Here is a 14940-nt window from a genome sequence, read left to right on the forward strand (position 1 = left end):
AATGAATGTCATCTCTAGGAAAAATCCAATGAAAAAAAACGCTCTTGTCTTTTCAATATTTATATCTAGCTTAGTTTTTCCTTTTACCACTTATGCCAATCCGACTGATCCCAAAGAAAGTATGGATATTTTTATGGGCACCTTAACGATAAAGGATAACAAAGCCATTTTAACGCGATGCGATATTGCACAGAATGAATATGTGTTGAAAGATGCGGACTGGTCTAAGGAAAAGGCGGTTTCAGGCTTTCTATCTAAAGCCACGACACTCAAACAGCCGATTTATGCAGAAGTGATTGCAGCATATAAAAGCGAAAAGGATACCAATGTTTTACTGGTCGAGTCCATTGACAATCTGACTGAAGCAAAAAGCTGCCATTTGAGTGATTTATTTTAAGGCTCAAAATACGCGGCAGACTTTTAGATCAAATATTGGTAATCGCAATACCGTTATTCACTAAACGTTTGCCATGTCTCAAAAGCATGTTTGCGATACAGCTTTAGCTCAGAGAACTGAGGGATAATCGCTTCACTTTGTGTGGGTCTTAAAAATACAAAATCATCGACCTGAATATCACAATCCTTAGGTACATTGACCAATTCCTGATTACTGCTACGCCCGTACAATACGTGGGTATGTGCTTGATCAGGATAGACATAATTAGCCAGCCAATAGCCACCATAAATAAACAGCGCCTTACATCTATGTGGCAATTTATCCAATAAAGACATTGAAGGAAGCTGAGTAAATGACAATATTTTTAACACAGGCGCTGCGATCCAGAATGCAGGTTGTAATACCCTTAAAAAATCACTGTCAAAATCACTAGGCTTTAACAACATTGAACCAAAAGACAAGTCATTACAGACACTTTCAGTCGTATGAAAGCTAAAGGTTGGACTACCACCACCATTAAAGCAAAGCTCATCACGCCATAGCATTGAGAACTGTTTTTGAATCAGCTTTTGGTAATCGGCATAAGTCTGTTGCGAGCTTCGATAAGCCAATTCAGGCTTTTTAATGATGGCTGGGATTTTAGTGACATGCGCATCATAGCCCATCAAACCAGAGAGTTTTAAATACTGTGGATACTGCTGAATCAGCTTTAAGATTTCGGTCAGCTGTTGTGTCGATTGTACCCCACCACGATGTAAGCCCACATCAATTTCAATATTCACATCTAAGCACAGAGAATAGAGCTGAGCGATCTCGAGATATTGCTGTAAGCGTTGCTTGCTATCAATCAGCCACTGAATTTTAGCATTCGACCATTCTGTATGCTGTTCAAAAAAATGGCGTACTACTTGAGCGGGCATCGGCTTACCCAACAAGATATCGGCTTCAGCAAAATTTTCTAAGATTGAAATGATATGTGGTTGATGGAACACCATAAAGCGTTGTGTATTGATCTGTTCAGATAACAGTTTGAGTAAATCTAAACTCGCTAAAGACTTTACCACCAAGCGTGCTTTTAAGTGTTTGGCATGAGCAAGACGAATTTGAACATGCTGGATATTTTGTGTTAACGCTGCTTCATCGATAATGAGTTGCGGAGTCGCAATCCCCTGTTTTTTCAGATCGAGATTGAGTTGTTTAAAATAATGATCCAACATGGCTATACCTTTTTTATTTAATCGTGAGCCTAAAAAACCATCTTATACGAGGGAATGTCATCTACAACCTGAGCAAGCCAAAGCGACCAAAGCTTTGGCAAAACGCAAGAGTTTAAATACATCTTACGAAGCTTCAAACACTTCTCAGGGCGGAGCCAAAGTAAGTCCAGCTGAAAAGCTTAACCCTTAATTGGATGAGAACCCGATATGACTCCATTAAGCACTTTCAACTCATAAAAATTCGATTTAACCTAAGAACAATTTTTCCAGATAGGGATTTAAAAACTTGGCTTTTGGGTCAAGCTGCTGACGCAAAGCCATAAAATCATCCCACTTTGGATATAAAGCCCGAAGCTGTGTCTTGTTCATTTGATGCATTTTACCCCAATGCGGACGCCCCTTATATTTTTGCAAGATTGGCTCAACCACATCAAAAATCAAACGCGGGTCTTGCTTATGATATTGATGAACCGAGATCGAAATGGAATCCTGCTGATAAAAAGGACTGAGCCAAATATCATCACCTTTAACAAAGCGGAATTCGAGCGGAAAAAATGTGGCCACTTTATACGTTCTTAAGGCATGCAACACTTCATCCAAACACTCTAATCCGCGATTAACAGGAATCTGATACTCCATTTCATTGAACTTGGTATTACGCGGTGTTGGAAATATCTTGCTCGACCAATCGATATAAGTCGTCGGTTTAACAAAAATGCCGAGTAGCTTCTGTAAATAAGGATTCAACGAAGGAAAATTTTTGGTCAGCTCAGAACATAAAGTGAGCAAGGTATCGTCGGAAGGGAAATTCTCCTTCCGTGGCAGAATTTCCTCATCGGTCTCATCCAGTGTTTTTAACATCAACTGCTTTTCATAGGAAAATACAAAGCACTCAATATGCCGATGCTGATGCTTCCATTGCTGAATATGCTGCATCATGTCCTCTACAGGACAAAGTTGAATGTGTTCTTTGAGTTTATAGCGCGGACGATTTTGCATAGTGATTTGGGTCAAGATGCCTAAGCTACCCAAAGAGACTCGCCCTGCGGCAAAGATTTCAGGATGCTCTGTGCGACTACATTTTAGGATTTCACCCGAAGCCGTCAATAGCTCAAAAGCTTCAACATAGGCTGAAATACAATGTAAATCTGCACCTGTGCCATGTGTGCCTGTAGAGACTGCACCCGCCAGACTTTGCTGATCAATATCTCCTTGATTCATTAAAGCCTGATTGATGGATTGTTGCTGTAAATGTTGGTCTAGGTCATATAAGCGTGTGCCTGCATAAATACTGCTCTGACATCGGTCAAGATCAGTCGATGCAATTCCTGCAATATGATCCAAAGACAATAAGGTTGCATCGGTACACACCAACGGCGTAAAAGAATGCCCAGCACCGACTACCCGTATTTTTTTCTGCGCTTGCACAATAGCCTGTAGTTCTTGAATATTGGCAGGTTGCAAAATCTGTTGCGGCATAGATTTTTGAAAACCTGACCAGTTTGTCCAGATGCCTTGTGTTAAATCACTCATACTGCCTCTCCTTGGCTAACGGCAGTTTTTAAATTGCCATGATTGCTGCGTTTTGCGAGTTCCTGCACTGGAATATGCGGCGGTCGTGTCATTTCATCGTAATGACGTTTATCTTTTTCTAACAATAATTGTTCTGCTAAGCCTTGGAACTTGCTCTGACAGGCTGCCAATGTCCATTGACCAAATAAGGTATGCCCACCTTCATACGCCTGCACTTGGTATTCTTCATAGGTGGTGACATAACCCATGTAATCATTGCAGTACGATGCTAACCAAACTCTTTCAATCGAAGCCTGTGCAGCAAGCGTCTGTTTAACCGTATCAACCACACGCTGCCCTGCAATAGTGGTAAACTCTCCCGGACAACATATCAATGCCAGAGACCCTAATCGCACAATTTGTAAGGGAACCACGCTCGGGACTAAAGGGCTCTGCTGAATCGCCCCAGCTTTCACTTGTCGGTTCATTTCTGCAATCAACGGATCAAGAATACTCGGTGGAAAACCAATCGGTTGACCTAGAATCTTTTTGGCACCTGATTCTAGTAAAATCCGTTTCGGTCCTTGAGATGCATACAGCTGCTGATATGCTACAAAGTCTGCTGCTTTGGGATGTTTGATTTTTTGTTTGCGAAATTGATCGGCTAAAAATTGCATCCCCATCATTAAGGGTTTGGGTGCACCTAGACCATCGACAGGCGTACCTGCAAAAAATGCGGTGCCATGACAAGGCTGGCTGGTCTTTGCATGCTTTTGACCATCTGCAAATGCATCGGGAATCTCAATATTGCTCAGATCTACATAGGACAAAACAGCATCGATCTTGCCTTCAACTTTTTGCAAATTTTTAGCAATATTCCCCTGTAAGCTAGTTAAAGCCAATTCACTCTGATAACGCCCATTTTGTTGCGCATATTGATACTCCTGCTCACCTTTAATTTGATTGCGAATCTTGAGCTGATCTTTACCATGGAAATGCGGTGATACATCCCCAGCGGTTGCTTGGGCAAAAATCGTGACTGGATTATCAACTCCTTGCTCAATTAAAGCCTGCTCAGAAAATGCAGCTGCATAACCCTTATTATCGCCATCATAGGCGTTTAAGGAATTTCCCAAACAAGTCGCATGTACCCCAAATAATGAAATAAAGGACTGCAATTTTTGTTCACGATAAAAACCAAGCAATTGCATTTCACGATTCAAAGCCAAATGCGTTTCAGCATTAGTGCGTGGCAAAACCTCTGGATTACGATTATAGGCTTTGATCGAACGATTCCACGCCACAGCGGTATGTTCTGAAAAATGTTGCGTGCCCAAGAAAATCTCGGTGTCTTGTTCAGATGCAATCGCATTTTGAATACTCAGTACAATCGCCTCAACAATTGCACTGAGATGCTCAGGCACAAAACCGGGTGTTGGCATATTATATAAAGCTTCATAACCGCAACCACCAGGCCCAGAGTGGGTATGGGTTGCCATTAACACCAGTTGATTTTCATCAAATGGCGTACCTATGATTTGCGTGAGTCGCGCTACCGTTTGGCTGCGCATGGCATGGGTAATACAACCTAAATCAAGACAACAAAGCAGCAGTCGATGATCGGATGAATCGGCAATACTCACGCTACGTGCAAATAAAGCTGTGCGCTGTTCATAGGCCCGATGTGACCATTGCCCATAACCAAACATGGCATAGCCTTTCGGTGTAACTTTGATTTGTTGTTTATCCCAGCCCACTTGATACATTGGCGCGTCCCTTTCTCAGTTCTTTTTCTAACTGTGTTAAAGCCTGTTGAAAGTTAATCAAAATTATGCGATACCCAACAGGGTTAAAGACACTTTTCTTTGGGGGGCAAAACGGACTTATGCCTAAACAATTCATCAATAGCGCTGAAACACAGCAATATATTCCACCCACCATTCTGGCCAGCCTGATCCATTATGCAGAGCAACAACAGTGGAATTATGCTGCATGGTTTCAGCATTCAGGTTTAGACATTGCACAAATACAGCAAACCCAAGGCGTGGTTCGCTTCTCTCAATTGTGTGATGTGATACGTCAGGCCATGACAGCCTACCAACAACCCGACCTCGGTTTAAAGCTTGGCAGTAGTGAAGGTTTAATTTCAATGGGGATTCTCGGTTTCGCCATGCAATCCTGCAAGACTGTTGCAGATGCTTTAGACATTGCGCTGCGTTATCATCGTATTTCAGGCAGCGTCTTAAATATCAACTTTTCCATCCACGCTGATCTCTGTGAATTAGAAGTCACTGAAACCTCTCCCTGCAATGAACTCAAAGCTTTTTTCTATGATGAATTATTTAGCAGCATCATCACCTGTTTAAATGCAATGCTGGGCGATCATGATGATGTAGTGAGTCTTGAACTCAGCTATTTTCCAAGCGAATATCAACAACAATATAATGATCTCTTTGGCTGCCCTGTCCAATTTAACCGTGATAAAAATATCATGCGTTTTAGTAGTCGCCTATTGCAGCGTAACTTAAAAAATTACAGCCCCGCCAACTATGCAACTGCACTAAACATTTGTGAACAGGCGTTAAAAGAAATAGACCAGCTCAATCAAGTCGGCTACGTCCATTTACTTGATCATTTGATTGAACAGCATTTACCTGAACGTTTTGAGATGCAACAAGCTGCCGAACAATTACACCTCAGCGAGCGTCATTTAAGACGACAATTATTGGCAGAAGGTTTGAGTTTTCAACAAATTCGGCAAAATGTGTTGGAGCGGAAAGCTAAACAATTACTGGAACAGAACCTATCCATGAGTGAGATTAGCCTACAATTAGGTTTTAGTGAATTACGTGAATTTCGACGTGCCTTTAAACGCTGGACTGGGCAAGCGCCTTCGGTTTATAAACAAGAGAGCATTTTACATAATGCCTAAGAATAAAAACTGTCTAGAAATTTCCAAGCGCAGATGTAGATAAAACCGAACCGTAAATGCTTTTTCTTGTAATTTAAAATTCTCGCAAATATTCACTACCGCGCTCGGCGGCATGGATGCCGCCAGTTTGGCTGTGATACAAGGAAGTATCATCAGCCAAACAAAGGATTTTTGTTACTTTTCATCCCTGAAAAGTAAGAGAGAAAACGGATGCTTATCCAAAATAAGATGAGATCTCTATAAGATTCCACCGAAGCAAAAAATTAAAACTAAATTTTAACTTGCTGCCTGATAAAACGGCACATCACCATTAATCGTGGCACGATGCATAATCCGGTGCGCCTCCCCATAATCAAATAAAGCCTTATGCTGCGTACAACGATTATCCCAAATCGCCACATCACCCGCTTGCCACTGCCAACGCAAATGGAACCGCTCATTGGTGGCATGCGCAAATAAATACTGCAACAACTCAGCACTTTCAGCTTCATCTAACTCATTAATACGCGTGGTGAATCCTTCACTCACAAACAAAATTGGCTGACCTGTGACTGGATGTGTTCTCACCACAGGGTGAACAACGGGTGGATTACGCTTAAATGTGTCTTCCAGCTTTTGACGCTCAACATCATTATGTGCAAAACGCTCAATCGGGAAAGACTGGCGAATATCATGCGTTGCAGTTAAGCCTTTTAACTTCGTCTGTAAATCTTGATCTAGCGCAGCAAATGCAGCTGCTCCACTCGACCACAGCGTATCGCCACCTACAGGCGGAATCTTAATCGCTTGTAAGACACAGCCCAATGGTGGTTTTTGGCTAAAGGTCACATCGGTATGCCAAAGTTCATTGTCACGTAAATCCTGTTTCCAACTATCCAATACAATGATTTCGGGTACATTCGCAACTGATGGATAGATCGGATGAATATGCAAAGAACCAAAACCACGCGCCAACTCCGCTTGTGCCTGAGGTGCAAGCTGCTGATTGCGGAAGAAGATCACATGATGATCCAGCAAAGCTTGTTGAATTTGTTGCGTAGTATTTTCATCAGCCGTGTTTAAGTCAACATCGTGAATAATTGCACCGATTGTTGGTTTAATAACTTCAATATTTAAGGTCATTTTCTACTACTCACACTTATAACTGTTGGCCATACCAAGGAGATAATTGCTTCTGTAACCAACGCAAAAACAATTCAAAACTAACCGCGACGATCGCAATCACAATAATGCCGAGAACCACTGTATCAGTAATCAGGAACTGTGCCGCTGACTGCACCATAAAACCAATACCGCGATCTGCTGCAACTAATTCCGAAGCCACCAAAGTTGACCAGCCCACGCCAAGACCAATACGAATACCCGTTAAAATATGCGGTAAGGCCGTCGGCAGAATCACATGCCAAAACACTTGTGATTGGCTTGCCCCTAAAGATAAGGCGGCACGTTCACGATTGAGCTGGTGACTGAGTACGCCATGGGTACTGCTGATAATCACAGGTGCAAGGATCGAAAAGAAAATCAAAAGCACCTTGGTGGTTTCGCCAATCCCGAACCAAATCACTAATAATGGTAAATAAGCCAACGGTGGAATCGGGCGCAATAACTCAACCAATGGATCAAGCACCGCACGCACCCACTTGTTTAAGCCCATCCATAAACCTAAAGGCACACCAATAGCAATCGCGGCAACTAAAGCCAACAAAACACGCGAGATACTCGCCGCCAAATGCTGCCATAAGGTGGCTTTCATAAAGCCTTGTTGGCTGACTTCAAGGAACTTTTGCCATACCGCTTGTGGGCTCGGCAGAAATAAACTTGGGACAATTTTTAATGCAGTGATCAAATACCAAATGATCAAGACACTCAATACGCTCGATAAACTCAACAACAAACTACGATGGCGAGTAAAAAAGGCGCCAATTGGACTAAAAACCGAACCCGACTGTGCTTGATTCGTCGATTGCAGTTCCTCGGCCTTACTCACCTCATAAGCTGTATTTTTTGCTTGCCCCGTCATACAGCCACCTCATGCCCTGCTTGTTTCTGCACACGCAGGCGTTCAAACAATTGCTCGCGTAATTGAATAAATTTAGGATCCGATTTAATCGCACGGATGGATTCACCTTGCTTATAACGGTCAGCGAAATCCAGTTTTAAAGTTTCGACAATCTTACCTGGACGAGCCGTCATCAACACCAATTGATTACTCAGCAAAAGTGCTTCCTCAATGTCATGGGTAATCAGGAAAAAGGATTTATTTTGTTCAATCCATAAATCCAGCACCAACTGCTGCATGGTTTCACGGGTAAATGCATCAAGTGCAGCAAAAGGCTCATCCAATAAAATGAATGCTGCATGGCTGATCAAGGCACGGGCAATACCGACACGCTGTTTCATGCCACCTGACAATTCCCAAATATTGGCTTTAGCCACATGACTCAAGCCGACAATTTTAAGAATTGCATCGACTTTCTGTTGAATTTCATGTGCTTTTAAACCTTTGAGCTGCAAAGCAAAACCAATATTTTCAAAGACATTTAACCAAGGTAGTAAAGCATGATCCTGAAACACCACCGCACGGCGCGCATCAGGTGCAGTCACCACTTCATGGTCCAGTGTAATTTGACCTGAACTTGGCTTTTGAAAACCCGCCAGAATATTCAGCAATGTTGTTTTCCCACAACCCGACTCGCCCAAAATCACAGTCAACGTACCTTCTTCAATCTTCAGATTGATATCTTGCAAGACAGGTACGGTCTGCTTTGGAAAAGTTAAATGAAGATGCTCCGCAGCTAATACGCTCATTTCGATCTCCTATGGCTGTAAGAAATTGGTGGTCACATTATCTTGATAATCAGGTTTGACTTGATCGACCTTGCCTTGGCTCTTTAAGAAAGTTGCGGTGTCGAAAATATTTTTGGCAAACTCACCTGATAAAGTCGCTTGTTGCTGCTGACGATCCAAATAAATATTTCCTGAAAGCAACAATGGAATATCTTTTACATCAGAACCCGTCAGTTGCGCGATTTTCTGGATATGGTCAGCATTCTGCTCAAATGCTTTTGGATCCTGCTGGTACGCCTCAACTTGTTTCAAGCTGGTTTGCACAAAGGCCTTTAAAAACTCTGGATTTTTCTCAGCGAAATCTTTACGAACCACCCATAAATCATAAGTTGGTGCGCCCCACTCGCCGACTTGTTTTGAGTCGGTTAAGACATGGCCACTGGCTTTGACTTTGCTTAACGCAGGTTCCCAAACATAAGTCGCATCAATATCACCACGCTCCCAAGCGGCAGTGATTTCAGGTGGACGTAAGTTAATAATCTTGACTTGGTTATCCGCAATATTCCAATGCTTTAAAGCTGACAATAAGCTGTAATGTGTGGTTGAAACGAAGGGTACGGCAATGGTTTTGCCAATCAAATCTTGTGGTTTTTGAATGCCAGATTTATTGCTGACCACCAAGGCTTCAGAACCACCTAATTTAGCCGTCACAAGAAATACTTCAATCGGTAAATCTCGACTTGCCGCTGCCGCCAAAGGACTAGAACCAATGTTCCCAATCACCACATCGCCCGAAGCCAATGCATTGACCACATCAGAACCTGCATCAAACTTACGCCACTGAATCGCTTGATTACTATTACGTTCATAATCACCATTGGCCTGCGCAACCTTGGTTGGATCAACACCTGTTTGGTAGGCAATCACCACCGCTTTGTTGTTTTTAGACTGAACAGGTGCAGCATCTTTTTGATTTTGATAGACAATAAAAGCAACAATCGCCACAAGGACGATCGCTGTTACGATTAACGGCTTGGTGTTCTTGATGCCCATAATTAGATGATCTTTCAACAATATAGGCTTATGGTATGCGGCATGCTTTATGATTAAAAATAAGAAAAAGTGACTTGCTTATTCCTTTATGAGATAAGAATAAGTCTTAGACAATGTTGTGCTGCTTTTATCATCAAGTGCGATATTTTTAATGTGCTTGCATTTAATTTTCCAAATCATGCTTTTAAATATTTATCATCCAACTTAATTGAAAAGTAAAATATTTAATCTCGATAATTTCATCTTTAAATTAAATAAGATCATTCAATTTAAAGCTAGGTTTTAAACCATATTCCGAATAAGCCGATAAATGCTCATTATTTATCAAAAATAGATATATAAATAAATTTTGCTTATTTTCCTGAATATAAAAACCGTCCTAAGATAAAAACATCATCCCGCTGATGTATATAAAGGTTGTAAAAATGAATGCTCAATTTGATTCTACTCAAGCTGTGGAATCCAACATTACTTCCCACGGTTCTTTCAACAATCCACAAGATATCCTACAACGTGCTCAGCAATATGCTGAAGAAAATGAACTTGATTTCACGGGCAGCATCCCTCCTAGCGAAGCTTGGTATTTGGTTCAACAAGGCCATGCTGTCTTGGTTGATGTAAGAACCAATGAAGAACGTAAATTTGTCGGCTATGTGCCTGAAAGTATCCACGTCGCATGGGCAACAGGTACATCTTTTAACCGCAATCCTCGTTTTTTAAAAGAACTGGATAGCAAAGTCGGCAAAGACAAAACAATTTTATTGCTGTGTCGTAGCGGTAAACGTTCTGCTTTAGCTGCAACAGCAGCTTTTAGTGCAGGTTTTGCACAAGTCTATAACGTACTGGAAGGTTTTGAGGGTGATTTAAACGAACAGCAGCAGCGCAATCAAAGTAATGGCTGGCGTACCCACCAATTACCTTGGTTACAAGATTAATGCTGCTTTCTTAAGCAAAAAATTAACGATTTATTCATAACTTTGATTTGCAAGGAATTCTCGTGAGCCAATGGAAAATACAGCCTGTCGTTGAAGGTTTGCAACAAGCGAGACACGAATGGAGAGAGCGTCAACATCGCATCAAAGAATTTGGTGGACGCGAACTCCCATCTAAGGATGCGCTGAAGTCAATTTTAGATGATCTGTGTGGAATTCTGTTTCCAATGCGACTTGGCCCCAGTGATCTGCGTCAAGAAACTGAGGATTACTATATTGCCTATACCCTAGACCGCGTACTCAATGAATTATTTTCACAGGTAAAACTGGCCTTAAATTACGAAACCAAAAGTCGCGTCAAACCGATCCCTGTTTCAAGCAATGAACGTCTGCTTTATGAACAGCAAATCGCTTTGGCACAGACCATCGTACAGGACTTTGCCAATACCTTGCCTGATATCCGTCGCGTATTAGATGCAGATGTCTGTGCCGCATATGAAGGAGATCCAGCCGCACATAGTGTCGATGAAGTCCTGCTCTGCTACCCAGGTATTTTGGCAATCATCCATCATCGTGTGGCACATCAGCTCTATCACAGCGTTCCGCTACTTTCACGAATTATTTCTGAATTGGCCCATTCAGCCACAGGGATTGATATCCACCCAGGTGCGCAAATTGGGAAAGGCTTCTTTATCGATCATGGTACAGGGGTGGTAATTGGTGAAACCTCAGTGATTGGTGAATATGTGCGTATTTATCAGGCCGTGACCCTCGGTGCAAAACGTTTCGAACTGAATGAAGATGGTGCCTTGAAAAAAGATTACGCCCGTCATCCGATTGTTGAAGATCATGTGGTGATTTATGCAGGTGCAACGATTTTAGGTTGTATCACCATTGGTAAAGGGTCAATTATTGGCGGTAATGTCTGGCTCACCCATAGCGTTACTGCAGGCAGTCAGATTTTACAGTCACCCAGTGAGTCACTCCACAATAGTAAAGTTTAAATGAATGAATTATTTAAATAGTTCTTAGAATAAATAAACGTATATTCAATACTTATATTTATTTCATATAAATATATTCTTATGAGTAATAAGTAAATAATTCACGATTATTTATCTCATAATAATATTTTTAAAAATACTAAATAGTCTCTAGTCTAACTAAATAAATCATTCAACATTATTGCAATAAACCAATTTTATTAACAAAGCCAAAAACAACAGGAAAATTGATTCATGGCAAAAACCACAGATAAAGTCCAACTTGCACTTGGTGATCACGCAGCCAGACAGCTTGCAAATGCCACCAAGACCGTTCCACAACTATCGACCATTACCCCGCGTTGGCTCACGCATTTATTGCAATGGATTCCTGTTGAAGCAGGTATTTATCGCGTTAACCGTGTCAGCAATACTGATGATATCCAAGTCGCGTGCACCCAACGTGATGAGGCCACTTTGCCACAAACTTTTGTGGATTATGATGCACAACCACGTGAATATTTCTTAAATGGTGTTTCGACTGTTTTAGATATCCATACCCGTGTTGCTGATCTTTACAGCAGCCCGCATGATCAGATTAAAGAACAATTACGTTTAACCATTGAAACCATTAAAGAACGTCAGGAAAGTGAGCTAATCAATAACCCTGAATATGGTTTATTGGCCAGTGTCGCAGAAGACCAACGTATCTCTACTTTGAATGGCCCCCCAACACCCGATGACTTTGACGATTTACTGCGTAAGGTCTGGAAAGAACCTGGTTTCTTCCTTGCCCATCCAGATGCAATTGCTGCTTTCGGTCGTGAATGTACCCGACGTGGTGTTCCACCACCAACTGTGAGCTTATTCGGTTCACAGTTCATCACGTGGCGCGGTGTTCCACTGATTCCATCAAATAAGATTCCTGTAGAAGATGGTAAAACCAAAATCTTGTTACTGCGTGTGGGTGAAAAACGCCAAGGTGTGGTGGGATTATTCCAACCGGGCTTGGCTGGCGAACAATCTCCAGGCCTTTCTGTACGCTTCATGGGCATCAACCGCAACGCGATTGCGTCTTATCTGATCTCACTGTACTGCTCATTGGCGGTATTGACTGAGGATGCATTGGCTGTGCTCGAAGATGTGGAGGTGGACAAGTATCATGACTACCCAGTTAACTACAAGTAATTTACACGGTAGTCCAACGGGTTCTGAAGTGGTCGGTGTTAGCCCACCGTCCAACTTCCCAGATGAAGCAACACTTTCACGGCTTGCCTCTGAATTTTTTGCTGCCCTGCCAAATTCTGGCAGTGGTCATTCCTCTGGTTTGAATTTGGACTTACCTCATGTTGGGCCCCCACATCAACCACAGCCCGCTGAACCTTTAGCTGCGCTCAGTGGTCGTGCGCCCAATATTGCTTATGAAAAAAGTTTAAACCCTGAATATCCTGAGCATATTCCGAACTATCCTGACTATCCTGAACGTCGTGCGATCGCCTCGGCGCCAGTCGTGGGTGGTGCCAATTTACCACGTCCACCGATTGAACCTAATTTTCCGCAAGCGGTTCATAGTGCACCAAACGTTCCTTTAGTTGAACCCTCTCGCCCGTCAACAAGTGATGCGTCACCCTTTTATTTTTTGAATGATTTTACAGCACCGAGTTCATCCAGTTCTGAATTTGATGCTGCCAATTTTGCCACGGCACAATCATTTCAATTGCCTCATGGCGATGCATTAAAAAGTCTGTTGCAGCAAGATAATCAAGCTTCTACTCAAGCAAAAAATAATGCGTCTTCAGGTTTTTATTTCTTAGATCTGCCGCAACACAATGCAGATTATGGCAATTATCAAGCTTCTCAGCCACAGTTTGTTGCCAATGCCGCTCAGCCCTTGGATATTCAAGCGATCCGTCGTGACTTCCCCATTCTGCAAGAACGCGTTAATGGACGGCCCTTAGTTTGGTTTGACAATGCAGCGACCACGCAGAAACCGCAAAGTGTGATTGATCGTATTGCCTATTTTTATCAGCACGAAAATTCCAATATTCATCGTGCTGCACATGAGCTGGCAGCACGTGCAACCGATGCCTATGAACATGCGCGTAATGTGGTGGCCCGTTTTATTGGGGCAAAATCATCCAAAGAGATCATTTTTGTTCGTGGCACCACCGAAGGTATTAATCTGATTGCCAAGACCTGGGGTGAACAGAATATTGCTGAAGGTGATGAGATTATTGTTTCGCATCTTGAACATCACGCCAACATCGTTCCGTGGTTCCAACTCACCAAAAAAGTCGGCGCCAAACTGCGTGTTATTCCTGTGGATGATACTGGACAAATCATTTTGGAAGAACTGCCAAAACTGATCAATGAACGGACCAAACTGATCTCGATTACCCAAGTGTCCAACGCCTTAGGTACGGTGACGCCTGTGGCAGAAGTGATCAAAATCGCGCATGCCAAAGGTGTGCGGGTCTTGGTTGATGGTGCCCAATCGGTTTCGCATATGCCAACTGATGTCCAAGCGATTGATGCCGACTTCTTTGTATTCTCAGGACATAAAGTGTTTGGGCCAACAGGTATTGGTGCAGTTTATGCCAAGCCTGAAATCCTAGAGACCATGCCCGTCTGGGAAGGCGGCGGCAATATGATTCAGGATGTGAGCTTTGAACAAGTGGTTTACCAACCTGCCCCCAATAAGTTTGAAGCAGGCACAGGCAATATTGCCGATGCAGTAGGTTTAGGCGCTGCATTGGAATATGTTGAACGCCTTGGCATTCATAATATTGCGCGTTATGAACATGACTTGCTGGAATATGGCCAGCATGCGTTAAGCAGTGTCACGGGGTTAAGACCAATTGGTACGGCGAGAAATAAAGCCAGTGTAATGTCCTTTACTCTTGAAGGTTATTCGACAGAGCAAGTGGGTAAGGCACTGAATCAACATGGGATTGCAGTGCGTTCTGGGCATCATTGTGCTCAACCGATCTTGCGTCGTTTTGGAGTAGAGCAAACTGTGCGCCCTTCTTTGGCCTTTTATAACACCACTGAAGAAATTGATTTACTGGTGTCGGTCTTGCATCAACTGACCAGAAACAAGCGCAGTACCTAACCCCTCTCCAATAAA

General features: G+C 42.6%; 14 protein-coding genes. 7 read left to right on the forward strand and 7 right to left on the reverse strand.

Translation table 11 applies throughout. The features are described from left to right. Positions 1–28 precede the first annotated feature (28 nt). The gene (locus tag A7P55_RS21055) at positions 29–397 is read left to right on the forward strand and encodes a hypothetical protein (protein ID WP_171553662.1); all 369 of its coding nucleotides are present in this window, start codon (positions 29–31) and stop codon (positions 395–397) included. Positions 398–450: 53 nt separating this feature from the next. Here A7P55_RS21055 and A7P55_RS21060 read toward each other — a convergent pair whose 3' ends face one another. Next, the gene (locus tag A7P55_RS21060; protein ID WP_171553663.1) at positions 451–1614 is read right to left on the reverse strand and encodes an alanine racemase; all 1164 of its coding nucleotides are present in this window, start codon (positions 1612–1614) and stop codon (positions 451–453) included. Between A7P55_RS21060 and A7P55_RS21065 the strand changes: the two genes are divergently transcribed. Then, positions 1613–1804, forward strand: coding sequence for a hypothetical protein (locus A7P55_RS21065; protein ID WP_171553664.1), 192 nt, complete (start codon positions 1613–1615; stop codon positions 1802–1804). The genes A7P55_RS21060 and A7P55_RS21065 overlap by 2 nt on opposite strands. Positions 1805–1860: 56 nt before the next feature. Here A7P55_RS21065 and A7P55_RS21070 read toward each other — a convergent pair whose 3' ends face one another. Continuing rightward, positions 1861–3147, reverse strand: a complete 1287-nt coding sequence (locus tag A7P55_RS21070; RefSeq protein WP_171553665.1) for a D-arabinono-1,4-lactone oxidase — start codon at positions 3145–3147, stop codon at positions 1861–1863. Next, positions 3144–4892, reverse strand: a complete 1749-nt coding sequence (locus A7P55_RS21075; protein WP_171553666.1) for a neutral/alkaline non-lysosomal ceramidase N-terminal domain-containing protein — start codon at positions 4890–4892, stop codon at positions 3144–3146. The genes A7P55_RS21070 and A7P55_RS21075 overlap by 4 nt, the downstream gene beginning before the upstream one ends. 65 nt (positions 4893–4957) lie before the next feature. Between A7P55_RS21075 and A7P55_RS21080 the strand changes: the two genes are divergently transcribed. Then, positions 4958–6058 (forward strand): AraC family transcriptional regulator, encoded by a 1101-nt coding sequence (locus A7P55_RS21080; RefSeq protein WP_171553667.1) that lies wholly within the window; start codon positions 4958–4960, stop codon positions 6056–6058. A gap of 276 nt (positions 6059–6334) precedes the next feature. Here the strand turns inward: A7P55_RS21080 and tauD are convergent, their stop codons facing one another. The 4 genes from tauD to tauA are packed head-to-tail and all read right to left on the reverse strand — an operon-like array spanning position 6335 to position 9916. Beyond that, positions 6335–7180 carry a taurine dioxygenase gene (gene tauD / locus A7P55_RS21085; RefSeq protein ID WP_171553668.1) on the reverse strand — a complete coding sequence of 282 codons (846 nt, stop codon included), beginning with the start codon at positions 7178–7180 and terminating at the stop codon, positions 6335–6337. 16 nt (positions 7181–7196) lie between these two features. Then, positions 7197–8078 (reverse strand): taurine ABC transporter permease TauC, encoded by an 882-nt coding sequence (tauC, locus tag A7P55_RS21090; protein ID WP_171553669.1) that lies wholly within the window; start codon positions 8076–8078, stop codon positions 7197–7199. Further along, complete coding sequence (locus tag A7P55_RS21095; protein ID WP_171553670.1) at positions 8075–8866, reverse strand: ATP-binding cassette domain-containing protein; 792 nt, start codon at positions 8864–8866, stop codon at positions 8075–8077. Before A7P55_RS21095 ends, tauC begins: the two co-directional genes overlap by 4 nt. A gap of 9 nt (positions 8867–8875) precedes the next feature. After that, positions 8876–9916 carry a taurine ABC transporter substrate-binding protein gene (gene tauA / locus A7P55_RS21100; protein WP_171553671.1) on the reverse strand — a complete coding sequence of 347 codons (1041 nt, stop codon included), beginning with the start codon at positions 9914–9916 and terminating at the stop codon, positions 8876–8878. 407 nt (positions 9917–10323) lie between these two features. On the opposite strand from tauA, the gene A7P55_RS21105 reads away from it, so the two are divergent. The 4 genes from A7P55_RS21105 to A7P55_RS21120 all read left to right on the forward strand — a co-directional run bounded on the left by A7P55_RS21105 (position 10324) and on the right by A7P55_RS21120 (position 14925). After that, the gene (locus tag A7P55_RS21105) at positions 10324–10833 is read left to right on the forward strand and encodes a rhodanese-like domain-containing protein (RefSeq protein ID WP_171553672.1); all 510 of its coding nucleotides are present in this window, start codon (positions 10324–10326) and stop codon (positions 10831–10833) included. Between the two features lie 62 nt (positions 10834–10895). Next, positions 10896–11834 (forward strand): serine O-acetyltransferase EpsC, encoded by a 939-nt coding sequence (gene epsC / locus A7P55_RS21110; protein WP_023270361.1) that lies wholly within the window; start codon positions 10896–10898, stop codon positions 11832–11834. A gap of 234 nt (positions 11835–12068) precedes the next feature. Beyond that, positions 12069–13001 (forward strand): family 2A encapsulin nanocompartment shell protein, encoded by a 933-nt coding sequence (locus A7P55_RS21115; protein ID WP_016541761.1) that lies wholly within the window; start codon positions 12069–12071, stop codon positions 12999–13001. Then, a complete protein-coding gene (locus A7P55_RS21120; protein WP_171553673.1) occupies positions 12976–14925 on the forward strand; it encodes a family 2A encapsulin nanocompartment cargo protein cysteine desulfurase in 1950 nt (649 codons plus the stop codon). The genes A7P55_RS21115 and A7P55_RS21120 overlap by 26 nt, the downstream gene beginning before the upstream one ends. Positions 14926–14940: the final 15 nt, after the last annotated feature.

The organism is Acinetobacter sp. Ac_5812, assembly GCF_013072695.1.
GTDB lineage: Bacteria > Pseudomonadota > Gammaproteobacteria > Pseudomonadales > Moraxellaceae > Acinetobacter.